The following is a 25,207-nucleotide window of genomic DNA, read 5'->3' as shown; positions in this document are numbered from 1 at the left end:
ATCCCTCCATCCGGTACAACCCTGGGCGGTCCGCAACGGTTCATCGGGCGGCCAGCAGGCGGCGCATGCCGCGCGCCATCAGCCGCCAGATCCACCACACCAGCAGCGCGCCGAGCACGGTGGTGCCGACCACCAGCGCCAGCGCCAGCCATGGGTGTGCCAGCGCCAGCGCCAGGCCGCCGACCACCACGGTGTCCTCGGCCGCCGAGGCGGCCCAGTTGCTGGCCGGTTCGGGGGAGGTGTTGAGCAGGGCGCGGGTGCCGGACTTGAGCGCGTGGCTGGCCAGGGCCACGCCCGCGCCGGTGGCCAGCGCGCCGGCGCCGAGCTCGCCGTCCGGCGACAACGCGGCGGCGGCCAGGAAGGCGCCCGCCGGGATCCGCGCCAGGGTCTGCAGCAGGTCCCAGACCGAGTCCACCCCGGGGATCTTGTCGGCCAGGAATTCGGCCACCGCCAGCGCCCCGGAGGTGCCCAGCACCCACCACGACTGCGTGGCCTGCAAGGCCGGCGGCAGCTCGACCCAGCCGAGCAGCCCGGCCAGGCCCACGCCGAACACGGTCAGGTAGGCGCGGATGCCGGCCATCCAGGCCAGCAGCAGGCCGATCACGAAGACGTGGGCATCGGTCATGGCGGCTCCTTGCGGAGGGGACACGGGGCCAGGGCGGGGCGGCTCCGGCCGCCGGCACCGGGGCGGTTACACTGCCCGGCCATCGGCCGCAGTATAGGCAGAAACGACGGCATGACCCGATGACAGGATCGTCCTCACGCTTTCGCATCGTCCCGCGCCGTGGTTCCGGGCGCGCATGGAAGATCGGCCTCGCCTGCGCCTGGCTGCTGAGCCTGGTGGTGGTGGGCCTGGTGGCCACCCGGCTCGCCGCACCGGGGCTGCAGCAGGTGCGCGAGGGCGCGCGCCAGGCCCGGCACGAGGCCGAGCAGCTGCGCCGCCAGCTCGAGGAACTGAACCAGCGGGTGGTGACCCTGGAACGCTCGGACCAGATCAGCCGCGCCGCCAACATCGAACTGCAGGCCTCGCTGGCCGCGCGCGACGAGGAGATCGCGGCGCTGCGCACCGACGTGGCGTTCTACGAGCGCCTGGTGGGCGCGACCAGCCAGCGCAAGGGCCTGAGCGTGCACTCGATCGAGTTCGCCCCGGAGGAGGGCGGCACCTGGCGCTACCGCGCGGTGCTGACCCAGAACCTCAACCGCGGCGCGATCAGCCAGGGGCAGATGCGCTTCACCGTGGAGGGCGTGCGCGACGGCAAGCTCGCCAGCATCGGCTGGAACGAGCTGCTGCAGCGCCCGGACGCGCCCGGCCAGCCGTATTCCTTCAGGTATTTCCAGGAACTGGACGGCAGCGTGATGCTGCCCAAGGATTTCACCCCGCAACGTGTGCGAGTCTTGCTGCGCGGCAACGGAGGGGGTGCCGAGCAGACTTTCGACTGGAAAACCGCCGGCAGCGGGGGAGGCAGGTAACGTGTTCGGAAAGAAGAAGTCCGGCCAGCGCAACGGCTACACCATCGATACCCTGGTGGGCCCTGAGGTGGTGATCCGCGGCGACCTGGAATTCAGCGGCGGCCTGTACGTGGAAGGCCGCATCGAGGGCCGGGTGCAGGCGGTCCAGGGCAAGCCCGCCAGCCTGGTGCTGGCCGAGGGCGGCAGCATCGCCGGCGGGATCCACGTCCCGGTGGTGGTGATCAACGGCACCGTGGTCGGCGACGTGCACGCATCCGAGCGGGTGGAGCTGGGGCAGCAGGCGCGGGTGGAGGGCGATGTCCACTATGCCGTGGTGGAGATGAGCGCCGGTGCCCAGCTGACCGGCCGCCTGGTCCACGCCCAGCCGCCGGCGACCCGCGCCCTGCCGGCGCCGGAACAGCAGCCGCGGGAAGCCGCCAAGGCCGGTTCCGGCGAGGCGATGGCGACCGCCGAGGCTTGAACGGGGGGCGCCACGCCCCCATGCTGGCAGCATGATTCCGCTTCCCACCGTTCCCAGCTACCAGCAGCTGGACCAGCCGCTGCGCTTCAGCAGCGCCGCCGCGGCCAAGGTCCGCGAGCTGATCGCCGAAGAGGGCAACGCCGACCTCAAGCTGCGCGTCTACATCCAGGGCGGCGGCTGTTCGGGCTTCCAGTACGGCTTCGAGTTCGACGAGAACCAGGCCGAGGACGACATGGCCGTGAACACCGACGGGGTGACCTTGCTGGTCGACCCGCTGAGCCTGCAGTACCTGATGGGCGCCGAGGTCGACTACAGCGAAGGCCTCAGCGGCGCCCAGTTCGTGATCCGCAACCCCAACGCCAAGACGACCTGCGGCTGCGGCAGCAGCTTCAGCGTCTGACCGCGGCGGAGGCCAGGCCGATGGCCACGTCCACCGCGGCGGCCGCGTTGTCCGGTTATGCCTTCGGCGACGCCGGGCTGGACCGCTCCGACGCCCTGCGCGGCGACGCCGCCGCCCTGCGCGCGCTGTGGCCGCGGGCGCGGCTGCTGCTGCTGGACGCCGAGGGCCGCGCCGCCGCCGACGGGTGCGGCCAGCCGCTGCCGCTGGCCGGCACCGACCTTCCCGACCGCTTCGACCAGGCCGTATTCCTGGGCCTGGACGGCAGCGGCCAGCCGCATTTCGCCCTGCAGGCGCCCGCCGGGCAGGCGGTTCGGCAATGGATCGACCTGCGCCGCGCCGCTGGCGCCTGGCCGCCCACCGTGGCCGGCGCCTTCGCCTATGCCCGCGGCATGCTCCACTGGCGGGCCCGCAACCGCCACTGCGGTGCCTGCGGCGCGGCGGTGGAATTCCAGCGTGGCGGGTTCGTTGCGCACTGCCCGGCCTGCGGCAGCGACCACTACCCGCGGGTGGACCCGGCGGTGATCGTGGCCGTCAGCGACGGCGAGCGGCTGCTGCTGGGGCGCCAGCCCGGCTGGGTGCCGGGGCGCTGGTCGGTGCTGGCCGGGTTCGTGGAGCCGGGCGAGACCCCCGAGCAGGCGGTGGTGCGCGAAGTCCACGAGGAAACCGGGGTGCGGGTGCGCGACTGCCGCTACCTGGCCGCCCAGCCCTGGCCATTCCCTGGCTCGCTGATGCTGGGCTACATCGCCCGCGGCGAGCCCGACCTGCCGCGGATCGACGGCGAACTGGAGGCGGCGCGCTGGTTCACCCGCGAGGAAGTCGGCCAGGCCCTGGCCCGCGGCGACGACGCCAGTGGCGGCCCGGTCCTGCCGCCCTCGCTGTCGATCGCGCGGGCGCTGGTCGAGTACTGGTACGCCGAGGGCGCGCCGGCGGTGACCGCCGCCCGCGCCGCCGGCTAGTATCCGCGGCACGGAGGGAGCATGTTCACGACCCTGGTCGCGGTGATCATCGCCCTGGTGCTGGGCCACGTGGCGCCGGCCGTGCTGGCGCCGGCGCGCAGCTTCGGCTGGTACGCGCGCTGGCAGGCCTGGCTGGCCGCGCAGCTGGCCGACGGCGGCCCCTGGCGCACCCGCTGGGGCATCGCCCTGGCGGTGCTGCCGCCGGTGCTGCTGGTGCTGGCCCTGCAGCTGGCGCTGGGGCGGGTGCTGTACGGCCTGCCGGGGCTGCTGTTCGGCGTGCTGGTGCTGGTCCTGGCCTGGGGCCCGCGCGACCTGGACGTGGACGTGGAAGCGGTGCTGGACGCCGAGGACCCGGCGACCCGCAAGGCCCGCCTGGACCAGCTGGCGGCCGAACCCGGGCAGGTGGTGGCCGAAGGCCCCGGACTGCCGGCGGTGATGGCACGCGCCGCCCTGCGGCGCTGGTTCGCGGTGCTGTTCTGGTTCCTGCTGCTGGGCCCGGCCGGGGCGGTGCTGTACCGCCTGCTGGAGCGTTCGGCGTTCGCCGGCCAGGTCCGCCAGCTGCCCGAGGACAACGCCGCCGGACTGCTGTGGCTGCTGCGCTGGATGGAATGGCCGGTGGCCCAGCTGATGACCCTGGCCCTGGCCCTGGCCGGCAACTTCGACCTGGTCAGCCGTGCCTGGCGGCACAAGGGCGGCGCCGGCTGGAACCCGGAAAGCCGGTTCCTGGAGGCGGCAGCGCGCGCGGCGGTGGTCGGCGAGCTGGCCGAGGAAGACGCCGAGGACCTGGAGGCCGGCCGCGTGCCCGCGCGCGGCGAACTGGCCGAGCTGCGCGACGCGATGAACCTGATCTGGCGGGCGCTGTTGCTCTGGCTGGCAGTGCTGGCCCTGCTGATCCTGGCCGGCTGGGCCGGCTGAGCGGCGCGCGCCGCGCCAGGCAGGCATCAGGGCTGGCCACGACGAAGGCGTCGCCACGCGCCAGCGGCCTCACCGCCCGGGCTGGCGTTGCCCTAGACCGGTGCGAGCAGCGTGAACGGAAACCACGGAAGGTTCCGCAGGATCCAGTACCCCGGCAACACCGCCAGCCACAGCTTCGGCTCCAGCACCCAGCGCATCAGCGGTGCCAGCAGCCGCGGCTGCCAGCCGCCGGACCAGGCCAGCATCAGCGGGGTCAGGCCCAGCGCCAGCAGGCCCAGCGGGTTCATCGAGAAGGCCCGCACCAGGTCGCCGTGCACCAGCGCGTGCATGGCCCGGGTCAGGCCACAGCCGATGCAGAACCAGCCGGTGAAGGCGCGGAACATGCATGGCGGGAACGGGTTGCCGGCCACGTTGGGATCGTAGGTGCGCAGCAACCACACGCCGGCGCCGGCCGCCACCGCGGCCGACGCCAGCATCGCGATCCGCAAGGGCCGCGACAGGGCCATGGATCAGCCCTGCATCTGCTGCATCATCTGCATGTACTCGGCCATGCCGCCGGTGGCCAGCGCCCAGATGTTGAACAGCAGGCCGATGATGGCCAGCGCGGTGGCCACCCAGCACCAGGTCTTGGCATTGGCCGAGGCGCGGCGCGCGCCCTCCAGGTCGCCGCGGTCGAGCAGCGAGTTGACCTTGCTGGCGAACACGATGGCGACGATGCCGACCAGCCCCAGCGGGCAGCACAGGCAGGTGGCCAGGATCGTGGAGATGATGGCCCAGGCCAGGTGGTTGGGAACCGGCTCCTGCACCGGCGCGGCGGACTGGGGGGACGGTGGCGGAACGTAGCTCATCAGGTTGCTCCAGCAGGGAAGGAAAGGCCGTGGCGGGCCTGACGCCGGCCGGCGGCAGGCCGGCGCGGGCACCGGGCCCGGTGCTGCAGGGGCGGACAGCTGCGGTCGCGGATGGTGGCGTGCCGCGCGTGCGGCGGCGCGCCCGTCGTCCGCGGCGCGGTTGCCCGGGCCCCGGTTGCCGGAATACAGGTGCCACGTCCCATGGCGTCGTTCGGCGCGTCCATGCTGGCGTACATCCCCCCGGACAACAGCCGCAAGCCTAACCGACCGGCCACTGGCGGCAAAAGCCGCGCCGTGGCGCGTGGCTCATGCATCGTCGCCGCGCAGTTCGCGCACGCGTGCCTCCAGCGCCTGCGCCGACACCGGGCCGGGCAGCGGCGCGGCGGCGATCACCTCTACCCGCGCGCGCAGCCGGCGCGGCACGCGCATGCGGCCCAGGCGCGAATCGCGCCGGCTCCACATGCTGGCCCACATGCCGCGCAGCGCCATCGGCACCACCGGCACCGGGCGCCCGGCCGCGGCGGCGCGTTCCAGGATCCGCTCCACCCCGGACCTGAACGGCGCGATCCCGCCGTCCTTGGTCAGCGCGCCCTCGGGGAAGATGCACACCAGCTCGCCCTCGGCCAGCGCGGCGTCGATCGCGTCGAACGCGCGCTGCATGCGCTCCGGGTCCTCGCGCGCGCCGGCGATGGGGATGGCGCGGGCGGTGCGGAAGATCCAGCTCATCACCGGGATGTCGAAGATCCGGTAGTACATGACGAAGCGCACCGGGCGCGGGATGCTCGCCGCCAGGATCAGCGCGTCCATGTAGCTGACGTGGTTGCACACCAGCACCGCCGCGCCCTCGTCGGGCACGTGCTCCTCCACGCCGCGCACGCGCAGCCGGTACAGCGCCCGCACCAGCACCCAGCTGAGGAAGCGCATCAGGAACTCGGGCACCAGGGCGAAGATCCACGCCGCCACCAGCACGTTGGCGATCGCCAGGGCCAGGAACAGCTGCGGGCTGCTCCAGCCCAGCATGCCCGCGCCCAGTCCGACCACCGCCGCCAGCACGATGAAGCCGGAGTTCTGGATGTTCAGCGCGGCAAACACCCGCGACATGCGCGAGGACGGCGTGCGGCTCTGGATCAGGGCGAACAGCGGCACCACGAAGAAGCCGGTGAACACGCCGATGCCCAGCAGGTCGACGACGATGCGCAGGCTGCCGGGCTGGGCCAGGAAGCCGGCCACGTCCAGCCCGGTGGCCGGCGGCGCGCCGGGGCGGGCGAAGTAGAGGTCCAGCAGGAACGTGCTCATGCCGGCCGCGCCCAGCGGCACCAGGCCGATCTCCACGGTGCGCGCCGACAGCTTCTCGCAAAGCAGCGAGCCGGTGCCGGTGCCGACCGAGAACAGCGCCAGCACGAAGATGTACAGCGTGGCCGAGCCGGAGGCGCCGCCGAGGTTGAGTTCGGCGTAGGCCGGCAGCTGCGAGGTGACGATGGTGCCGAAGAACCAGAACCAGGACACGCCGAGGATGGCGTTGCGCACCGCCGGCTGGGCGCGCGCCATGCGCAGCACCGCCAGCGACTCAGGCAGCGGGTTCCAGCCGATCTTCAGGTCCGGCGCGCCGGCGTCCACCCGCGGGATCATGCGCGCCACCAGGTTGCCGGCGATGGCCAGCGCCACGATCGCCGCGGCCGCTGCCTCCGGGCCGTGCGCGCCGGCGAGCTGGAAGATCAGGCCGCCGGTGATCATGCCGCCGAGGATCGAGATCGAAGTGCCCATCTCGACCAGGCCGTTGCCGCCGGTCAGTTCCTCGGGCTTGAGGATGGCCGGCAGCACCGAGTACTTCACCGGGCCGAACAGGGTCGACTGCAGGCCGGTGCAGAACAGCGCCACCAGCAGCAGCGGCATGGACTGCAGCAGGAAGCCCACCGCCGCCAGCGACATGATCGCGATCTCCATGCTGGTGGTGACCACGATCAGGCGCTGCTTCTCCAGCTTCTCCGCCACCTGCCCGGCGATCGCCGAGAACAGGAAGTAGGGCGCGATGAAGATCGCCGGGGCGATGACCGCGTAGGTCGAGCGCTCCTCGGCGCTGACCCCGAGGAAGAACAGCAGGCCGATGATGGCCTGGCGGTAGACGTTGTCGTTGAAGGCGCCGAGCGCCTGCACGATGAAGTAGGGCAGGAAGCGGCGCTGGGTCAGCAGCGCGAACTGGCTGTGGGCGGCCATGCGGCTCTCCGCGGGACTGGCGCGGAGCCTAGCAGAGCGCCGGGTCGCGGTGGACATGCGCGGCGTGGACGGCGCACCCGACCGTTGCCTTGCGTGCCGCGTCGGCCGCGCCGGCTTACAGTGGGCGCGGTACCCCCGTTTCCGGAGTCCTGCGTGGACGCCCATGCCCTGATGCCGGCCGCCTTCCTTGGCCACGGCAGCCCGATGAACGCGCTGGAGCGCAACCGCTACACCGAGGCCTGGCGCGCCTTCGGCGCCGCCGCGCCGCGGCCGCGCGCGATCCTGGCGGTGTCGGCGCACTGGTACGGCAACTTCACTGCGGTAACCGCCATGCCCAGGCCGCGCACCATCCACGACTTCTACGGCTTCCCGCAGGCGTTGTTCGACGTGCAGTACCCGGCGCCGGGCCTGCCGGAGCTGGTGGAGGAGGTGGCCGACGCGGTGGCGCCGGACCAGCTCGGCGCCGACCTGGACGGCTGGGGCCTGGACCACGGCACCTGGTCGGTGCTGGTGCATGCGTTCCCGCAGGCCGACGTGCCGGTGGTGCAGCTGTCGATCGACGCGCGCAGGCCGCCGGAATGGCACCCGGCCCTTGGCGCCAAGCTGGCCGCGCTGCGTTCGCGCGGGGTGATGGTGATCGGCAGCGGCAACGTGGTGCACAACCTGCGCGCGATCGACTGGCACCGGCCCGACGGTGCCTTCGACTGGACCCGCCGCTTCGAGGAGGCCGCGCGCGAACTGATGCTGGAACGGCCGCACGACGCGCCCTCGCTGGTATCCCACCCCGACTACCGCCTGGCCGTGCCCACCCCGGACCATTTCCTGCCGCTGCTGTACATCGCTGGCCTGGCCGCCGCTTCCGGGCATCCGGCGCGGCCGCTGGTGGAGGGCTACGCCTACGGCTCGCTGTCGATGACATCGTACGGCGTGGACAGCCATGGCGCGGCCGCCGGCGCTGGCCCGGGCGCCGCCCCGATCGAGACCTCGCTGCCGGCGGAGCAGGCCAACGTCTAGTGCGGCAGCCGGCTACCATCGGCCATCCCCGCGCCGGAGCCGAGCGATGAAGCCGTCGATCCTGCCAGGCCTGCTGGCCGCGCTGCTGGGCATGGCCCTGCCCGCGTCCGCCGCCGAATCCGCCACCACCAGCGCCATCGCTGCGGCCAGGGCGCAGTACCCGGCGATGGTGGAGTGGCGGCGCGATTTCCACCGCCATCCGGAGCTGGGCGGACACGAGGCCCGCACCGCTGCCGCCATCGCCGGCGAACTGAGCGCGCTGGGGCTGGAGCCGCGCACCGGCATCGCCCGCACCGGCGTGGCCGCGGTCCTGCGCGGCGGCAAACCCGGCCCGGGCATCGCCCTGCGCGCGGACATGGACGCGCTCCCCGTGGAGGAGGCCACCGGCCTGCCGTTCGCCTCCACCGTGCGCTCGACCTATCGCGGCCAGCCGGTGGGCGTGATGCACGCCTGCGGCCACGATCTGCACGTGGCGATCCTGCTGGGCGTGGCCCGCGCGCTGGCCGAACGCCGGCAGGAACTGGCCGGCGAGGTGATGTTCGTGTTCCAACCTTCGGAGGAAGGTCCCGACGAACCGGGTGCGCCATTCGGCGCGCGGTTGATGCTGGACGAGGGCGTGTGGAAGGACTTCCGCCCGGAGGCGGTGTTCGGCCTGCACGTGTGGTCCGCGCTGCAGGTGGGCCAGGTCGGCTTCCGCAGCGGGCCGTTGCTGGCCAGCGCCGACGAGTGGGCCCTGACGGTGCGTGGCCGCCAGACCCATGGTTCGCGGCCGTGGGATGGCGTCGATCCGATCACGGTGGCTGCGCAGATCCTGCTGGGCACCCAGAGCATGATCGCGCGCCAGGTGAACATCGCCAGCACGCCGGTGGTGCTGACCGCGGGCCAGTTCAACGCCGGCGTGCGCTTCAACATCATCCCGGACGAGGCGAAGCTGGTCGGTACCTTGCGCACCTTCGACCCGGCCGTGCGCGAGGACGTGATCGCGCGCTTCGAACGCATCGCCAGCGACTACGCGCACGCCGCCGGCGCCACCGCGAGGCTGGAGGTGGTGAACACCGCGCCGGCCACGATCAACGAACCGCAGCTGGCGCGACGCGTGCTGGCCTCGCTGCAGGCCGCCGCCGGCGCGGAGAACGTGGTGGAAATGCCGCTGCAGACCATCGCCGAGGACTTCTCGCAGTTCGCCAACGAGGTGCCGGGCGCGTTCTTCCTGGTCGGCACCACGCCGGCCGGACAGGATCCGGCGCAGGCGCCGATCAACCACTCGCCGCACTACGCGCCGGACGAGGCGGCGCTGGAGCATGGCGCGAAGGCGATGCTGCAGGTGGTGCTGGACTACCTGGGCGGCGCGCCCGGCTGAGCCCTCAGCGGATGCGCGGCTGCGCCGCGAACCACGGCCGCAGCCGTCGCAGCGCCTCCTCCACGTGCACCGTGGCCGGGGCGAAGCTGAAGCGGATGAAGCGGTGGCCATCGACGGGGTCGAAGTCCACGCCGGGGGCCAGGGCCACGCCGGTGTCCTCGAGGATGCGCCGGCACAGGCCAAGGCTGTCGTCGGCCAGGTGGGCCACGTCGGCCCAGATGTAGAACGCGCCGTCGGGCGGGGCGATGCGCTCCAGGCCCAGGTCGGGCAGCGCCTCCAGCAGCAGCTGGCGGTTGCGCGCGTAGGTGGCGCGATGGCCTTCCAGCTCCTCCGTGCAGTCCATCGCCACCAGCGCGGCCTGCTGGCTGGGCGAGGGCGGGGTCAGGAACAGGTTGCCGGCATAGGCACGCGCGGTGTCCACGTGCGACGGCGGCACCAGCAGCCAGCCCAGGCGCCAGTCCACCATCGAGTAGTACTTCGAATAGCTGTTCACCACCATCGCGTCCGGCGCGTATTGCAGGATCGAGTGCGCCGGCTGCGTGTAGTGCAGGCCGTGGTAGATCTCGTCCGACAGCAGGACGATGCCGCGCTGCCGGCACACGTCCGCGATGGCGCGCAGCTCGCCGGGTTCGATGATGGTGCCGGTGGGATTGGCCGGACTGGCGAGGATGACGCCGGCCGGTGCAGGATCCAGCGCGGCGATCGCCGCCGCGGTGAGCTGGTAGCGGCTTTCCGGTCCGCAGCCGATCTCCACCGGCTGCAGGCGCGCGGCGATGGCGGTGTTGCGGTAGGCGATGTAGCCGGGGCGGGCGAAGGCGATGCGGTCGCCGGCCTCGAAGCGGGACAGCATCGCCAGCAGCAGCGCCGGCGATGCGCCGCAGGTGAGGACGACCTGCGCCGGATCCACCTCCACGCCGTAGGCGTCGCGGTAGTGGCGGGCGATGCGCGCCCGCAGCGGCACGCTCTCCCAGTAGCCGGGCGGATCGCGGTCGAGCCCCTCGCGCACCGCCGCCAGTGCCGCGGCCGGCGCCGGCGTGGAAGGCTGGCCGAACTCCATGTGCACCACGGAGCGGCCCTGGGCCTCCAGCGCACGCGCCAGCTGGCTGATGGCGATCGCGCGGAACGGCTCGACCCGGCCGGCCATGGCTCAGTTGCCCTGCTCGCGGGCGATCGCGCGCCAGCCGATGTCGCGGCGGCAGAAGGCGTGTTCCCAGCGGATCGCGTCCACCCCCGTATAGGCGCGGCGCTGGGCGTCGGCCACGCTGTCGCCCAGCGCGGTCACGCACAGCACGCGGCCGCCGGCGCTGACGACCTTGCCGTCGGCATCCAGTGCGGTGCCGGCATGGAACACCTTCACGTCGGCCGGGACCGCGTCCAGGCCGTGGATGGGGTCGCCGGTCACCGGCGATTCCGGGTACGGGCGCGCGGCCATCACCACGCCCAGCGAAGGGCGCGGATCCCACTGTGCCTGGACCTCGTGCAGGCGGCCGTCCAGCGCGGCCTCGACCAGGTCCAGCAGGTCCGACTGCAGGCGCAGCATCACCGGCTGGGTCTCCGGATCGCCGAAGCGCACGTTGAACTCGATCACCTTCGGCGCGCCGGAGGCATCGATCATCAGCCCGGCGTAGAGGAAGCCGGTGAACGGGATGCCGTCGGCGGCCATGCCGGCCACGGTCGGTTCCACCACCTCGCGCATGATCCGCGCGTGCACGTCGGGGGTGACCACCGGCGCCGGCGAGTACGCGCCCATGCCGCCGGTGTTGGGGCCGGTATCGCCATCGCCCACGCGCTTGTGGTCCTGCGAGGTGGCCATCGGCAGGGCGGTGCGGCCATCGACCATCGAGATGAAGCTGGCTTCCTCGCCCTCGAGGAATTCCTCGATCACCACGCGTGCGCCGGCATCGCCGAAGGCATTGCCGGAAAGCATGTCGCGCACCGCGGCCTCGGCCTCCTCCAGGGTCATGGCGACGATCACGCCCTTGCCGGCGGCCAGGCCGTCGGCCTTGACCACGATCGGCGCACCCTTCTGGCGGATGTACGCGAGGGCGGCCTCGACCTGGGTGTGCACCGCGTAGAACGCGGTGGGGATGCCGTGGCGGGCGAGGAAATCCTTGGCGAAGGCCTTGCTGCCTTCCAGCTGCGCGGCCGCGGAGGTGGGGCCGAAGATGCGCAGCCCGGCTTCGCGGAAGCGGTCGACCACGCCGGCCACCAGCGGCACCTCGGGTCCGACCACGGTCACCGCCACGCCTTCGTCGCGCGCAAGCTGCAGCAGCCCCTCGAGGTCGGTGACCTTGACCGCGGCGTTGCGGCACTTGGCCTCGGCGGCGGTGCCGGCATTGCCGGGGGCGACGATCACTTCGCTGACGCGCGGCGACTGCGCGAGCTTCCAGGCCAGCGCATGCTCGCGCCCGCCCGAACCGATGACCAGGACCTTGCTCATGTGGGAAGGGATTCGCGGGAAAGGGAACGCGATTCTAGCCTGCCTGCCGGGTCCGGCCTTCCGCGCGCGGCGCTTTCGCCGGCAACCACCGCGACTGGCTCAGGGCTTCTCGTGGTGGCCGAAGGCCGGATGCAACACCACCTCGCCGGCCGAAGCGGCATCGGTGAAACGCAGGGCCTGGAACGCGCCCTGCGGCGCCCCGGGCAGGGTCAGCAGCGGATCGGCGACGAAGCCGAAGCGGCCGTAGTAGGCCGGGTCGCCCAGCACCACGCAGCCGTTGGCCTCGCGTGCCTGCAGTTCGGCCAGGCCGGCGCGCACCAGGGCGGCGCCGACGCCGTGGCCCTGGTCGGCCGGATCCACCGCCAGCGGACCGAGCACGTACCAGCCGTCGCCATCGCGCGAGGGCCGTGCCGGCGAGAACGCGATGTGCCCGGCGACGCGGCCGTCGATATCGGCGACCAGTGACATCGCCAGGGCGTTGTCCGCGCGCAGGGTGTCGACGATCCGGGTCTCGAGCTTCCCCTCGCCGGGATACTTGGCGAACGCCTTGCGCAGCACGGTACAGATGGCGTCGATGTCCTCGGGGCCTTCCTCGCGGATCCACATTGGCGCGTTCTCCTTTGCGTGTGGTCGGCCCGCGCTGCGGGGCGGCTGTCGGGGGCCACCCTACGGGCGCGGCGGCGAATGCCGGGTGATGCCGGCCGTGCCACGAACGGAAACGGCCGCGCCTGGAAGGGCGCGGCCGTCCGCTACCAGCCAGCCGGGTCGCGCGGGGCGATCAGTGGCGGAAGTGGCGCACGCCGGTGAACACCATGGCGATGCCGTGCTCGTCGGCCGCGGCGATCACCTCGGCGTCGCGCATCGAGCCGCCGGGCTGGATCACCGCCTTGATGCCGGCCTCGGCCGCCGCGTCGATGCCGTCGCGGAACGGGAAGAACGCGTCGGAGGCCATCACCGAACCCTCGACCACCAGCCCGGCGTCGGCGGCCTTGATGCCGGCGATGCGCGCCGAGTACACGCGGCTCATCTGCCCGGCGCCCACGCCCACGGTGCGGCTGTCCTTCGCGTAGACGATGGCGTTGGACTTGACGAACTTGGCCACCTTCCACGCGAACAGCAGGTCGGCGAACTGGGCATCCGTCGGCGCCAGCTTCGTCACCACCTTCAGCTCGTCGCGGGTGACCACGCGGTCGTCGGCGGTCTGCATCAGCAGGCCCGAGCCAACGCGCTTGAGGTCGATGAAGCCCGGCGACGGCGGCGCCATCGGGATCCGCAGCACGCGCACGTTGGCCTTCTTCGTGGCGTATTCCAGCGCGCCGGCGTCGTACTCCGGCGCCAGCAGCACCTCGACGAACTGGCGGTCGAGGATGGTCTTGGCCGTGGCCGCGTCCAGCGGGCGGTTGAAGGCGAGGATGCCGCCGAAGGCGCTGGTCGGGTCGGTGGCGTAGGCCAGCTCGTAGGCCTCGCCGACGTTGGCCGCCACGGCCACGCCGCAGGGGTTGGCGTGCTTGACGATCACGCAGGCCGGGGCGTCGAACTGGCGCACGCATTCCCAGGCCGCGTCGCTGTCGGCGATGTTGTTGTAGCTCAGCTCCTTGCCCTGCAGCTGGGTGAAGGTGGCCAGCGAGCCGGGCGCCGGGTGCAGGTCGCGGTAGAACGCGGCCTGCTGGTGCGGGTTCTCGCCGTAGCGCAGGTCCATGACCTTGACGAAGCTGCCGTTGGCCTGGGCGGAGAAGGCCGCGCGCACCGGCACTTCGGCGCTGGCGTCGGTCACGGCCGACAGGTAGTTGCTGATCGCAGCGTCGTACTGGGCCACGCGGTTGAACGCGGCCACCGACAGGGCGAAGCGGGTGGCGGCCGAGAGCTTGCCGTCGTTGGCCTCCAGCTCGGCCAGCAGGCCGGCGTACTGCTCCGGCGAGGTGGCCACCGCGACCCGGGCGAAGTTCTTGGCCGCGCTGCGCAGCATCGCCGGGCCGCCGATGTCGATGTTCTCCACCGCCTCGGCCAGGGTGCAGTCGGCGCGGGCGGTGACCTGCTCGAACGGATACAGGTTCAGCACCAGCAGGTCGATCGGGGCGATGCCGTGCTCGGCCATCACCGCATCATCCAGGCCCGCGCGGCCGAGCAGGCCGCCGTGGACCACCGGGTGCAGGGTCTTGACCCGGCCGTCCATCATTTCCGGGAAGCCGGTGACCTCGGACACGTCCCTGACCGGCAGGCCGGCCTCGCGGATGGCGCGGGCGGTGCCGCCGGTGGACAGCAGCTCGACGCCACGCGCGGCCAGGGCGCGGGCCAGGTCGATCAGGCCGGTCTTGTCGGAAACGGACAGCAGTGCCCGGCGCACGGGCAGGAAATCGGCGGTCATGGGTGGGCAGCAGGGTGCGGGGAAAGAGGCGGAATTATAGCCGCCGCCCCCGGGGCCGCCCGCGGGCTCAGACCAGCCCGTAGTCCTTCAGCTTCTTGCGCAGGGTGGCGCGGTGGATCCCCAGCAGCGCCGCGGCGCGGCTCTGGTTGCCGTCGCAGTGGTTCAGCACCTCGACGAACAGCGGGATCTCCATCTCGCGCAGGACGATCTCGTAGACGTCGTTGGCTTCCACCCCGTCCAGGTCGCGCAGGTAGCGGCGCACCGACTGCGCCACGTGCTCGCGCAGGGGCGGGCGGGGGGCGCTGCGGCCGGCGTCGGCGCGGGAAGGGGCGTTCTGCTGCACGTGGGATTCCGTTGGATGATGCGCGTGCATCGAGCGGGTTGGGGAGTCTAGCGCGGCCGCCCGGCCGCTGCCATTGGCCATCAGTGGAACCTGAAGGAGAACGCCACCGTGCCCGGCGCCGGCTCCTGCACCACGAAGGTGACCTGCGCGCTCTGCCCGGGTGCGAGCAATCCTTCCGGCGCCTCGCCCAGGTATTGCTCCGGCGCGAACACGCCGCTGCCGGTGGTGCGGCCGTCGGCATCGGCCAGCGACAGCTGCAGCAGCGGCCAGGGCTGGGCCCAGCGCGCATCGTTGCGGAAGGTGGCGTCCACGCGCAGGGTGCCCGGCGCCTGGCCCGGGCGCACGCTGCGCTCGACCATGGTGAATGCGCCCGGCTCGCGCCAGTCCGGCAGGCTGCAGCGCAGCACGCCGCAGGCCTGCAGCAGCAACGGGCGCCATTGCGGATCGGCCGCCAGCCGCGCGCGGTCGGCCAGCAGCACCTGCAGGCCGAGCAGCAGGGCCAGCAGCACCACCAGCGGCCACTGCCAGCGCGCGCGCCGCGGGCGCGCCGCGTTGGTGCGTGGTGCGGCGGACGCCTGCGCCGGCGTGGCATGCAGGGCGACGACGGACGGTGCATCCGCGGCGATGGCCGGTGGCGGCTGCGGCGTGGACCGCGGCTCGGGCTGCGGTTGCGGGATGGGCTCCGGTCCGGGCGCAGGGTCTGCTGCGGCGGATGCCGCTTCCGGCGCGATAGCCGCTGGCGGCGTCGGTTCGTCATCCAGCAGGGTGGCCAGCGCCGGCGGTGCAGCCGCGCCTGCCACGGCCGGACCGCTGGCGGCCGATGCGCCGGGATCGGCCGCCAGCGGCTTGCCGCAGCGCGGGCAGGCCTCGGGCCGCGGCTGGCCCGACAGGTGGGTGACCAGGAAATCGCAGTGCGGGCAGGCGGTGAACATGCCCGCTATTCAACCATGCGCCCGCGGCCGGCGCAGGCGCCTTAGCGGCGCACGCCGTCGATCCGCACCCAATCGCCGTCGACGCTGGCCTGCAGCTCGTCGAACCAGGCCGCGTAGCGCTGCAGCAGTTCGCCTTCCTGGCCCTCCAGGATGCCGGACAGGGCGATGCGCCCGCCCGGGGCCACGCGCGCGGCCAGGGTGTTGGCCAGCGCATCCAGCGCCGAGGCGAGGATGTTGGCCACCACCACCGGATAGGTCGCTTCCGGTTCGTCCTGCGGCAGGTACACCGCCAGCTGGCCTTCGACCTCGTTGCGCAGCGCGTTGTCGAGCGAGGCCTGCAGCGCCTGCGGGTCGTTGTCCACGCCCACCGCCTGCGCGGCGCCGAGCTTCAGCGCGGCCAGGGCGAGGATCCCGGAGCCGCAGCCGAAGTCGAGCACGCGCGCGTCCTGCAGCAGGCCTTCGCCGGCCAGCTGGTCCAGCCAGCGCAGGCACAGCGCGGTGGTCGGATGGGTACCCGAGCCGAACGCCAGGCCCGGGTCCAGGCGCACCACCGCGGCATCGGCCGCGGTGGCCTCGGCCGGCAGTTCGTGGTTCCACGGCACGATCCAGGTGCGCGCGCCGAAGCGCATCGGCTGGAACTGGTCGAGCCAGACCCGCTCCCAGTCCTGGTCCTCGACCTTGCGGAACGAGGCGCTGCTCCAGTCCAGCGACGGGTCGAACGCCTCCAGCGCGGCCAGCAGGGCCAGCGCGTCGACGTCGGCGTCGAACAGCGCGCTCAGCACCAGCGACTTCCACACCGGGGTCTCGCCCACGCCGGGTTCGAGGATGGCGCGCTCGTTGGGAGTGTCGGCGTCGGCGTCCAGCAGGGTCACCGACAGCGCGCCCACGTCCTCCAGCGCGCGCTCGTAGCGCGGCTGCTCGGCCTCGGTGCTGCGCAGGCTAAGTTCAAGGTAGGGCATGGGCGTGGGCGGTTGCGGTGTGGGGGCGCGATTGTCTCACGCGGGGCCTGCGCTGGCCGCAAAGGGAAAGGGCCGGCATGGCCGGCCCCAGGTGCCACCTGCCCGGCGCGGCGCGCCGGGGCGTTCCCGAGGCGGCGCCGCGCAGGCGGGTTGTCCTCACCCCAGTGCGATCGACTGGTTCTTGCGCTCGGCCAGGCGCTTCTCCAGGTAGTGGATGTTCTGGCCGCCGGCCTGGAAGCCCTTGTCGCGCATGATCCGCTGCTGCAGCGGGATGTTGGTCTTGATGCCGTCGACCACCATCTCGCTCAGGGCCACGCGCATGCGGCAGATCGCGGTCTCGCGGTCCGGACCGTGCACGATCAGCTTGCCGATCATCGAGTCGTAGTTCGGCGGCACGCGGTAGCCCTCGTAGATGTGGGTGTCCACGCGCACGCCCGGGCCGCCCGGGGCGTGGAAGTGCTGGATCAGGCCGGGGCTGGGGAAGAAGGTCTCCGGGTCCTCGGCGTTGATGCGGCACTCGATGGCGTGGCCGTTGAGCACCACGTCCTCCTGGCGGATGCGCAGCTTGTGGCCGGCGGCGATGCGCAGCTGCTCGGCCACCAGGTCGATGCCGGTGACCATCTCGGTGACCGGGTGTTCGACCTGGATGCGGGTGTTCATCTCGATGAAGTAGAAGCGGCCGTTCTCGTACAGGAACTCGAACGTGCCGGCGCCGCGGTAGCCGATGCGGATGCATGCCTCGACGCAGACCTTGCCGATCTCCGCGCGCTGCTCGGCGGTGATGCCCGGCGCCGGCGCCTCCTCGACCACCTTCTGGTGGCGGCGCTGCATCGAGCAGTCGCGCTCGCCGAGGTGGATGGCGTTGCCCTGGCCGTCGGCCAGCACCTGGATCTCCACGTGGCGCGGATTCTCCAGGTACTTCTCCATGTACACCTCGCCATTGCCGAAGGCGGCCTTGGCTTCGCTCTTGGTGGTCTCGATCGCGGCCCTGAGCGCGGCCTCGGAGTGGACCACGCGCATGCCGCGGCCGCCGCCGCCGCCGGCGGCCTTGATGATCACCGGGTAGCCGATCTCGCGGGCGATCCTGGCGTTGGCGGCGATGTCGTCGCCCAGCGGGCCGCCGGAGCCGGGCACGCAGGGCACGCCGGCGGCCTTCATCGCCCGGATCGCCTCGACCTTGTCGCCCATCAGGCGGATGGTGTCGGGCTTGGGGCCGATGAAGATGAAGCCGGACTGCTCCACCCGCTCGGCGAAGTCCGCGTTCTCGGACAGGAAGCCGTAGCCGGGGTGGATGGCCTGGGCATCGGTCACCTCGGCGGCGGCGATGATCGAGGCCATGTTGAGGTAGCTGTCGGTGGACGGCGCCGGCCCGATGCAGACCGACTCGTCGGCCATGGCCACGTGCTTGAGGTTGCGGTCCACGGTGGAGTGCACGGCGACGGTGCGGATGCCCAGCGCATGGCAGGCGCGCAGGATCCGCAACGCGATTTCGCCGCGGTTGGCGATTACGACTTTATCGAGCATGGGATTGGGCCCGTGATTCGTGATTCGTCATTGGTAATTCGTAGTAGGCCGGCTCGTCGCGCGCGGCTGCGGTGTCGTCGATCGACCTGATCAGCGCGTTGAGGCGCGCGAAGGTGCGATCGAGCAGCTGCAGGAGGTCCTGGTCCGGGGCGGCGAGGCCGAGCCGCGGAGCCAGCGCCAGCTGCGTATCCAGTTCGGACAGCGAGCCGCGCGCAATCAGCAGGAAACGTACGAGTTCAGGGGCATAGCGACGGGCGGCGCCTTCGGCGATGTTCGATGGCACGCTCACGGCGGCCCGGCGCATCTGCGCCGTCAGGCCGTACCGATCCTCCGCGGGAAAGCCGGCCGAGTACGCGTACACCAGGGCGGCAAGTTCCATCGCATCGCGCCATGCATCCAGGCGCTGGTGCGGCCGCTCCTTCGAATCACCAATCACGAATCACCAATCCCGTCGTGATCGGCGTCAGCCGATCACGAACAGCGGCTGGTCGAACTCCACCGGCTGCCCGCTCTCGCACAGGATGGCGACCACGGTGCCGGAGACGTCGGCCTCGATCGGGTTGAACATCTTCATCGCCTCGATGATGCCGAGGGTGTCGCCGGCCTTGACCTGCTGGCCGACGGTGACGAAGGCCGGCTTGTCCGGGGCCGGGGCGGCGTAGAAGGTGCCGACCATCGGCGCGCGCACGACCTGGCCCGGCGGCAGGTCGCTGCCCGGCTTGGGGGTGCCGCCGGTGGCGGCCTCGACCGGGGAGCTCATCGGCATCGGCGCGGCGGCCGGGGCCGCGGCGGGCGAGCGCACTTCCAGCGAGGCGGCCGGGGCGGCCACCGCCACGCCCTGCGGGATGCGCGACAGGCGCACGCTTTCCTCGCCTTCCTTGATCTCGATTTCGGCGAGGTTGGATTCTTCCAGCAGGTCGATGAGTTTCTTGATCTTGCGCAGGTCCATGGTGGCCTCTGTGTGGGGCGTCCGCGGCGCGGACGCGTTGCAACGGGATGGGGCTCAGGCCGGCAGCCGCGCCAGCGCCGCATCCAGGGCGTAGCGGTAGCTGTCGGCGCCGAACCCGCACACCACGCCGACCGCCTTGTCGCTGAAGTAGCTGTGCTGGCGGAACGGTTCGCGGGCGTGCGGGTTGGACAGGTGGATCTCGATGAATGGGATCGCCACCGCCGCCAGGGCGTCGCGCAGGGCGACGGAGGTATGGGTGAAGGCGGCGGGGTTGATCAGGATGAAGGCCGTGCCGTCCTGGCGGGCGGCCTGGACCCGGTCCACCAGCGCATGCTCGGCGTTGGACTGGAACGACTCGAGCTGGTGCCCGGCGGCCGCGGCGCGGCGGGCCAGGTCGGCGTCGATGTCGGCCAGGGTTGCGTGGCCGTAGACCTCCGGCTCGCGGGTGCCGAGCAGGTTGAGGTTGGGGCCGTGCAGGACCAGCAGCTTTGCCATGGTTGCGGGCGGAACCGGAAAGGGCGGCAGTCTGGAGGAAGGCGCCTTTACTGTCCAGTTCGGCGAAGATGAAAGCGTTTCAAGCAACCGTTTGAAGGCCGGCCTCAGTCCGGCCCGGTGCCGGCCGCGGCCCAGTCGGCGATCTCGCCGGGCTGGAACGGTCCCAGCTTCTGCCGCAGCACCCGGCGCTGCCGATCCAGCAGCACCGTGTAGGGCAGCAGGCCGCGGGTATTGCCCAGCCGCACGCTGGCGTCGGCCGGACCGGGGCGGTCCAGCAGGATCGGGTAGTCCACCGGGACCTGGCGCAGGAAGGCGCGCACCGCCTCCGCCTCGTCCAGGGCCAGGCCCACGACCTGGACACCGTCCGCGCCCTGGGCGGCAGCGAAGCGCTGCAGCTCCGGCATCTCCTCCACGCAAGGCCCGCACCAGCTGGCCCAGACGTTGACCAGCAGCGGGCGGCCGGGCGCGATCGCGGCCAGTTCGACGAGGTTGCCGTCCAGGTCGGGCAGGCGGATCGGGTCGGGGTGCTGCCCCGGCATGGCCGCGCGCACCCCTTCGGGCACCGGCAGCGGCGCCGGCAGGTCCGGGCGGCGCTGCTCGTACCAGGCGCGCGCGCCCAGGCCCAGCGCGGCGGCGCAGGCTGCCGCCAGGACCAGGCGCAGGCCGGGCCTCACCGCGCCGCCGCCCTGAGCAGGGCGTCCTCGACGATCGCCGGGGTCAGCACCGGCGGCAGCACCGCCGGCGGTGCGCCGGGTCCGTAGACCACGTACAGCGGCACGCCCACCGCGTTGTGCGCCTCGAGGAACGCGCTGATGGCCGGATCGGTATTGGTCCAGTCGCCGCGCATGTAGACCGCCCCGGTGCGGCCCAGCAGTTCGCGGAAGCCGTCGCGGGCCAGCACGTTGCGCTCGTTGGCCTTGCAGGTCACGCACCAGTCGGCGGTCATGTTGACGAATACCACCCGGTTCTCGCCGCGCAACCGGTCCAGCTCGGCGGCCGAGTAGGGCACCGCGTCGCTGTCGGCGGCGCGCACGCTGGCCGGCGGCAGGCGGGTCACGCCCCACACCGGCGCCAGCGCCACCGCGACCAGGACCAGGGCGGCCAGGGTGGCGCCACGGCGGCCCCACCAGCGGCTGCGCTCGAACCACCACAGCGCCAGCGCCAGCACCGCGGCGCCGGCCAGCACCATCGCCACCGCGTCCACCCCGCGCTGGCGGCCGAGGATCCACAGCAGCCACACCGCGGTCAGGTACATCGGATAGGCCAGCAGCTGCTTGACCGTCTCCATCCACGGCCCCGGTTGCGGCAGCCGCCGTGCCAGTGCCGGCACGAAGCCGACCAGCAGGAACGGCAGCGCCAGGCCCAGGCCCAGTACCAGGAACACCAGCATCCCGGCCGCGGCCGGCGCGGCGAAGGCGTAGGCCAGGGCGGGGCCCATGAACGGGGCAATGCAGGGGCTGGCGACCACGCAGGCCAGCACCCCGGTGAGGAAGTCGCCGGCCGGTCCGTTGCGCGCGGCGGCCAGGCCGCCGCCGACCCCGGTGCCCAGGGTGTACACGCCCGACAGGCTCAGGCCGACCGCGAACATCAGGTAGGCCAGCGCGGCCACGAACCATGGCTGCTGCAGCTGGAAGCCCCAACCGGCGGCCTGGCCGGCGGCGCGCAGGCCCACCACCAGGGCGCCGACGGCGGCGAACGCCACCAGCACGCCCGCCGTGTACCACAGCGCGTGGGCGCGGGCGCGCTCGCGGCTCTCCCCGCTCTGGGCCAGGCCCAGGGCCTTGAGCGAGAGCACCGGGAGCACGCATGGCATCAGGTTCAGCACCAGGCCGCCTAGCAGGGCCAGCAGCAGGGCGCCGACCAGGCCGCGCTTGCCGTTGCCCGCGGCCGCTGGCGGCGCCGCGGTGCGCGCGGCGTTGCCGGCCGAGGCATCCGGTGCCGCTTCCGGCGGGGCCGGCAGCTCCGCAGGCGCCACCTCGCCGGCGTCTGCGGCCGGGGCCGGGGGCAGCGGCGCGGCGCCCACCGCCGCCGCCGTCGTCACCTCTCCGGTGGGCAGGTCCACGGCCACGCGCCGGGTCATCGGCGGGTAGCAGATGCCGCCTTCCTGGCAGCCCTGGAAGGTCACCACCAGGGTGGCGCGCGCCGGGTGCGGCCGGGTGCGGACCACCGGCAGCACGACCTCCGCCGGTTCGAAGTACACCGTCACCTCGCCGAAGTGCTCGTCGCGGTGCGCGGTTCCCGGCGACCACTGCGGGCGGCCGGCGGACAGGCCCGGCGCGTCCTCCAGCACGAACCGGGTGGTGTCGCGGTAGATGTAGTAGCCGGCCACCGGCTGCAGGCGCACGCGGATGCGGTTGCCGCCGTCGGCGATGGCGTCCACCGCGAAGGCCTGCGCCTCCGGCAGGGCCGGGCGGACGCCGCCCAGCGCCGTCGCGAGGCGGTCGCGCCCGGCGTTGGCCGACTGCAGCGCCGCCAGGCGGCTGGCGGCGGTGCTGGTGCCGGGCAGGCGCACCTGCACCCGGCGGGTCTGCGGCGGATAGCAGATGCCGATGTCGGCGCAGCCCTGGTAGCGGATCTGCAGCTCGGCGCTGGCGCCGGCGCCGGTGGGCTGGCCGTCGAGGATCGCCACCAGCGCGCCGCGGTAGGTTTCCACCGGACCGAAGAACTCGTCGACGTGGCGCTCGCCGGCCGGCAGCCGCAGGTTGCCGCCGACGAAGTCGCCGCTGGCGCTGACCGCGGTGCGGTGGCGGTAGAGGTAGTAGCCCTCGGCGATCTTCCAGTGGATCTCGATCCGCCCCGGTTCGGGCGCGGTCGCGGTCAGGACGAAGGCCTCGTCCACCGGCAGCAGGTCCTTGGCGTCGACCGCGGCCTGGACGGGGGCGAGGACCGCCAGCCAGGCCAGCAGCATCAGGAGCAGGCCGGGCAGGTGCCGGGCCGGCAGGGGGCGGTGCGGGGTCATGCGTGTCTTCGTCTTCCGTTCGTCAGTCGCGGGTGGCCTCGACCACCCATCCGAGGTAGGCGGGCAGCCCGGCCGTGGCCTGGACCGCGAGCACCTCGGGGAGTTCATAGGGATGCAGCGCCTGCAGCCGCCCGATCAGGTCCGGCAGGCGGTCGGCCGGGGCCTTGGCCAGCAGCAGCACCTCGTCGGCCAACTCCACCGCGCCCTGCCAGCGGTATACCGAGTGCATCCCCGGCAGCACGCTGGCGCACGCGGCCAGCCGCTCCTCCACCAGGGTCCTGGCCAGGGTGGAGGCGGTGTCCGGGTCGGGGCAGCTGCAAAACACCAGGTGCACGTCCATGGGCGCAGAGTGTAGCCGGCCGCGGCCCCGGGGCCCGGACCCGGGGCCCGGAAGAAAAACCCGGCCGGCCCCTTGAAAGGCCTCCGCCGGCGCCCCACATGGGGCCCATGCCCTCGGCCCGTCGGGGGTTTTTCCTGCCGTCGCGGGCGCTGGCACTCGCCAGGGGCGAGTGCTAGACTCGCCGCCCTTTTTCCAACCCAGTCAATCACTTGTGAGGGATTGAAATGAGCAACATCAAGCCGCTGTACGACCGCGTCGTGATCAAGCGCACCGAGGAGGAGAAGGTCTCCGCCGGTGGCATCGTGATCCCGGATTCGGCTGCCGAGAAGCCGATCAAGGGCACGGTCATCGCCGTGGGCGAGGGCAAGGTGCTCGACAACGGCAGCGTGCGCGCCCCCAAGGTCAAGGTCGGCGACCAGGTGCTGTTCGGCAAGTACGCCGGCACCGAGGTCAAGCTGGACGGCACCGAGTACCTGGTGGTGAAGGAAGACGACATCTTCGCGGTGCTGGGCTGAGTCCCGCCGCGGTTCCTGCGCTTCGATCCACTCAACGCTTAAAGAATCACGGAGTTTTTCAAAATGGCTGCGAAGGAAATCCGTTTCGGTGAAGACGCCCGCTCGCGCATGGTGCGCGGCGTGAACATCCTCGCCAACGCCGTCAAGGCGACCCTGGGCCCGAAGGGCCGCAACGTCGTGCTCGAGAAGAGCTTCGGCGCCCCGACGATCACCAAGGACGGCGTGTCCGTCGCCAAGGAGATCGAGCTGGCCGACAAGTTCGAGAACATGGGCGCGCAGATGGTCAAGGAAGTCGCTTCCAAGACCTCGGACAACGCCGGTGACGGCACCACCACCGCCACCGTGCTGGCCCAGGCCTTCATCCGCGAGGGCTCCAAGGCCGTGGCCGCCGGCATGAACCCGATGGACCTCAAGCGCGGCATCGACCAGGCCGTCAAGGCCGCCGTCGAGGAGCTGAAGAAGCTGTCCAAGCCGACCGCCGACGACAAGGCCATTGCCCAGGTCGGCACCATTTCGGCCAACAGCGACGAGTCGATCGGCAACATCATCGCCGAGGCGATGAAGAAGGTCGGCAAGGAAGGCGTGATCACCGTCGAGGAAGGCTCGGGCCTGGAGAACGAGCTGGACGTGGTCGAGGGCATGCAGTTCGACCGCGGCTACCTGTCGCCGTACTTCATCAACAACCAGCAGTCGCAGACCGCCGACCTGGATGATCCGTTCATCCTGCTGCACGACAAGAAGATCTCGTCGGTGCGCGACCTGCTGCCGATCCTCGAGGGCGTGGCCAAGGCCGGCAAGCCGCTGCTGATCGTGGCCGAGGAAGTCGAGGGCGAAGCCCTGGCGACCCTGGTGGTCAACACCATCCGCGGCATCGTCAAGGTCGTCGCCGTCAAGGCCCCGGGCTTCGGCGACCGCCGCAAGGCGATGCTGGAGGACATGGCCGTCCTGACCGGCGGCACCGTGATCTCCGAGGAAGTCGGCCTGCAGCTGGAGAAGGCCACCATCAAGGACCTGGGCCGCGCCAAGAAGGTGCAGGTCTCCAAGGAGAACACCACCATCATCGACGGCGCCGGCGACACCTCCGCCATCGAGGCCCGCATCAAGCAGATCAAGGCCCAGATCGAGGAGACCTCCTCGGACTACGACCGCGAGAAGCTGCAGGAGCGCGTGGCCAAGCTCGCCGGCGGCGTGGCCGTGATCAAGGTCGGTGCCGCCACCGAGGTCGAGATGAAGGAGAAGAAGGCCCGCGTCGAAGACGCCCTGCACGCCACCCGTGCGGCCGTCGAGGAAGGCGTGGTGCCGGGCGGCGGCGTCGCCCTGATCCGCGCCAAGAAGGCGGTCGAGGCCCTGAAGGGCGCCAACGAGGACCAGAACCACGGCATCCAGATCGCCCTGCGCGCGATGGAGGCCCCGCTGCGCGAGATCGTGACCAACGCCGGCGAGGAGCCGTCGGTCATCGTCAACAAGGTCAAGGACGGCGATGGCAACTTCGGCTACAACGCCGCCACCGGCCAGTTCGGCGACATGTTCGAGTTCGGCATCCTGGACCCGACCAAGGTCACCCGCACCGCGCTGCAGAACGCGGCGTCGATCGCCGGCCTGATGATCACCACCGAGGCCATGGTGGCCGAGCTGCCGAAGAAGGAAGAGCCGGCGGCCGCGGGCGGCATGGGCGGCATGGGCGGCATGGACTTCTGATCCAGGCCCCAAGGCCGGTCCACGCAGTACCGGAAGGCCCCGCCGCAAGGC

General features: G+C 72.2%; 27 protein-coding genes. 9 read left to right on the top strand and 18 right to left on the bottom strand.

The features are described 5' to 3' along the window. Positions 1-40: 40 nt before the first annotated feature. Entirely contained in the window at positions 41-625 is a 585-nt protein-coding gene (locus EIM48_RS03105) for a DUF4126 domain-containing protein (protein ID WP_019398799.1), read from the bottom strand. A 119-nt stretch (positions 626-744) separates the two neighbouring features. Here EIM48_RS03105 and EIM48_RS03100 point away from each other — a divergent pair, with 119 nt between their 5' ends. From EIM48_RS03100 to EIM48_RS03080, 5 genes are read left to right on the top strand one after another with little or no spacing between them, the layout of a single operon-like run. Beyond that, a complete protein-coding gene (locus EIM48_RS03100; protein ID WP_019398800.1) occupies positions 745-1,470 on the top strand; it encodes a DUF6776 family protein in 726 nt (241 codons plus the stop codon). Between the two features lies 1 nt (position 1,471). Beyond that, complete coding sequence (locus EIM48_RS03095; protein ID WP_019398801.1) at positions 1,472-1,930, top strand: polymer-forming cytoskeletal protein; 459 nt, start codon at positions 1,472-1,474, stop codon at positions 1,928-1,930. Between the two features lie 31 nt (positions 1,931-1,961). Beyond that, complete coding sequence (gene erpA, locus EIM48_RS03090) at positions 1,962-2,330, top strand: iron-sulfur cluster insertion protein ErpA (protein ID WP_019398802.1); 369 nt, start codon at positions 1,962-1,964, stop codon at positions 2,328-2,330. Positions 2,331-2,350: 20 nt separating this feature from the next. Then, entirely contained in the window at positions 2,351-3,286 is a 936-nt protein-coding gene (gene nudC / locus EIM48_RS03085) for an NAD(+) diphosphatase (RefSeq protein ID WP_019398803.1), read from the top strand. 21 nt (positions 3,287-3,307) lie between these two features. Beyond that, positions 3,308-4,201: a membrane protein gene (locus EIM48_RS03080; protein ID WP_019398804.1), complete on the top strand. Its 894-nt coding sequence runs from the start codon at positions 3,308-3,310 to the stop codon at positions 4,199-4,201. 92 nt (positions 4,202-4,293) lie between these two features. Here the strand turns inward: EIM48_RS03080 and EIM48_RS03075 are convergent, their stop codons facing one another. The 3 genes from EIM48_RS03075 to EIM48_RS03065 all read right to left on the bottom strand — a co-directional run bounded on the left by EIM48_RS03075 (position 4,294) and on the right by EIM48_RS03065 (position 7,263). Further along, positions 4,294-4,677, bottom strand: coding sequence for a DUF2752 domain-containing protein (locus tag EIM48_RS03075; protein ID WP_199728381.1), 384 nt, complete (start codon positions 4,675-4,677; stop codon positions 4,294-4,296). Between the two features lie 33 nt (positions 4,678-4,710). Beyond that, positions 4,711-5,049, bottom strand: a complete 339-nt coding sequence (locus tag EIM48_RS03070; RefSeq protein ID WP_125111049.1) for a CD225/dispanin family protein — start codon at positions 5,047-5,049, stop codon at positions 4,711-4,713. A gap of 306 nt (positions 5,050-5,355) precedes the next feature. Further along, positions 5,356-7,263: an MFS transporter gene (locus EIM48_RS03065; protein ID WP_125111048.1), complete on the bottom strand. Its 1,908-nt coding sequence runs from the start codon at positions 7,261-7,263 to the stop codon at positions 5,356-5,358. A 153-nt stretch (positions 7,264-7,416) separates the two neighbouring features. Here EIM48_RS03065 and ygiD point away from each other — a divergent pair, with 153 nt between their 5' ends. Together ygiD and EIM48_RS03055 are read left to right on the top strand one after the other, a co-directional pair. Then, entirely contained in the window at positions 7,417-8,277 is an 861-nt protein-coding gene (gene ygiD, locus EIM48_RS03060) for a 4,5-DOPA dioxygenase extradiol (RefSeq protein WP_125111047.1), read from the top strand. Between the two features lie 46 nt (positions 8,278-8,323). Continuing rightward, positions 8,324-9,637, top strand: a complete 1,314-nt coding sequence (locus tag EIM48_RS03055) for a M20 family metallopeptidase (RefSeq protein ID WP_125111046.1) — start codon at positions 8,324-8,326, stop codon at positions 9,635-9,637. 4 nt (positions 9,638-9,641) lie between these two features. On the opposite strand, the gene EIM48_RS03050 is transcribed toward EIM48_RS03055, so the two are convergent. The 14 genes from EIM48_RS03050 to cutA all read right to left on the bottom strand — a co-directional run bounded on the left by EIM48_RS03050 (position 9,642) and on the right by cutA (position 22,943). Further along, positions 9,642-10,781 carry an aminotransferase class I/II-fold pyridoxal phosphate-dependent enzyme gene (locus EIM48_RS03050; RefSeq protein WP_125075845.1) on the bottom strand — a complete coding sequence of 380 codons (1,140 nt, stop codon included), beginning with the start codon at positions 10,779-10,781 and terminating at the stop codon, positions 9,642-9,644. A gap of 3 nt (positions 10,782-10,784) precedes the next feature. Beyond that, positions 10,785-12,077, bottom strand: a complete 1,293-nt coding sequence (purD, locus tag EIM48_RS03045; protein ID WP_125111045.1) for a phosphoribosylamine--glycine ligase — start codon at positions 12,075-12,077, stop codon at positions 10,785-10,787. Between the two features lie 99 nt (positions 12,078-12,176). Continuing rightward, positions 12,177-12,683 carry an N-acetyltransferase gene (locus EIM48_RS03040; protein WP_125111044.1) on the bottom strand — a complete coding sequence of 169 codons (507 nt, stop codon included), beginning with the start codon at positions 12,681-12,683 and terminating at the stop codon, positions 12,177-12,179. Between the two features lie 172 nt (positions 12,684-12,855). Next, a complete protein-coding gene (purH, locus tag EIM48_RS03035) occupies positions 12,856-14,442 on the bottom strand; it encodes a bifunctional phosphoribosylaminoimidazolecarboxamide formyltransferase/IMP cyclohydrolase (RefSeq protein WP_125111043.1) in 1,587 nt (528 codons plus the stop codon). A 67-nt stretch (positions 14,443-14,509) separates the two neighbouring features. Further along, positions 14,510-14,815 (bottom strand): DNA-binding transcriptional regulator Fis, encoded by a 306-nt coding sequence (gene fis, locus EIM48_RS03030; protein ID WP_051403619.1) that lies wholly within the window; start codon positions 14,813-14,815, stop codon positions 14,510-14,512. Positions 14,816-14,865: 50 nt separating this feature from the next. Further along, positions 14,866-15,717, bottom strand: coding sequence for a DUF3426 domain-containing protein (locus tag EIM48_RS03025; RefSeq protein ID WP_084220782.1), 852 nt, complete (start codon positions 15,715-15,717; stop codon positions 14,866-14,868). Between the two features lie 41 nt (positions 15,718-15,758). Beyond that, complete coding sequence (gene prmA / locus EIM48_RS03020) at positions 15,759-16,676, bottom strand: 50S ribosomal protein L11 methyltransferase (protein WP_019398816.1); 918 nt, start codon at positions 16,674-16,676, stop codon at positions 15,759-15,761. A gap of 156 nt (positions 16,677-16,832) precedes the next feature. Further along, complete coding sequence (gene accC / locus EIM48_RS03015) at positions 16,833-18,200, bottom strand: acetyl-CoA carboxylase biotin carboxylase subunit (protein WP_019398817.1); 1,368 nt, start codon at positions 18,198-18,200, stop codon at positions 16,833-16,835. Further along, positions 18,190-18,636 (bottom strand): four helix bundle protein, encoded by a 447-nt coding sequence (locus EIM48_RS03010; RefSeq protein WP_026010559.1) that lies wholly within the window; start codon positions 18,634-18,636, stop codon positions 18,190-18,192. Before EIM48_RS03010 ends, accC begins: the two co-directional genes overlap by 11 nt. A 27-nt stretch (positions 18,637-18,663) precedes the next feature. Next, on the bottom strand, positions 18,664-19,149 hold the full coding sequence (gene accB / locus EIM48_RS03005) for an acetyl-CoA carboxylase biotin carboxyl carrier protein (RefSeq protein ID WP_019398819.1): 486 nt from the start codon (positions 19,147-19,149) through the stop codon (positions 18,664-18,666). A gap of 54 nt (positions 19,150-19,203) precedes the next feature. Next, complete coding sequence (aroQ, locus tag EIM48_RS03000; protein WP_019398820.1) at positions 19,204-19,644, bottom strand: type II 3-dehydroquinate dehydratase; 441 nt, start codon at positions 19,642-19,644, stop codon at positions 19,204-19,206. 104 nt (positions 19,645-19,748) lie between these two features. Further along, positions 19,749-20,318, bottom strand: coding sequence for a TlpA disulfide reductase family protein (locus tag EIM48_RS02995; RefSeq protein WP_019398821.1), 570 nt, complete (start codon positions 20,316-20,318; stop codon positions 19,749-19,751). Then, complete coding sequence (locus EIM48_RS02990) at positions 20,315-22,603, bottom strand: protein-disulfide reductase DsbD (protein ID WP_255416916.1); 2,289 nt, start codon at positions 22,601-22,603, stop codon at positions 20,315-20,317. The genes EIM48_RS02995 and EIM48_RS02990 overlap by 4 nt, the downstream gene beginning before the upstream one ends. A gap of 22 nt (positions 22,604-22,625) precedes the next feature. Beyond that, entirely contained in the window at positions 22,626-22,943 is a 318-nt protein-coding gene (gene cutA / locus EIM48_RS02985) for a divalent-cation tolerance protein CutA (RefSeq protein ID WP_028914545.1), read from the bottom strand. Positions 22,944-23,167: 224 nt separating this feature from the next. Between cutA and groES the strand changes: the two genes are divergently transcribed. Further along, positions 23,168-23,458 (top strand): co-chaperone GroES, encoded by a 291-nt coding sequence (groES, locus tag EIM48_RS02980; protein WP_019399951.1) that lies wholly within the window; start codon positions 23,168-23,170, stop codon positions 23,456-23,458. Between the two features lie 63 nt (positions 23,459-23,521). Continuing rightward, on the top strand, positions 23,522-25,156 hold the full coding sequence (gene groL, locus EIM48_RS02975; protein ID WP_019399950.1) for a chaperonin GroEL: 1,635 nt from the start codon (positions 23,522-23,524) through the stop codon (positions 25,154-25,156). Positions 25,157-25,207 lie beyond the last annotated feature (51 nt).

This window comes from Pseudoxanthomonas sp. SGNA-20 (assembly GCF_003931635.1).
GTDB lineage: Bacteria > Pseudomonadota > Gammaproteobacteria > Xanthomonadales > Xanthomonadaceae > Pseudoxanthomonas.
The sequence above is the reverse complement of the archived record's forward strand: the minus strand, read 5'-3'. Positions and strand labels throughout refer to the sequence as shown.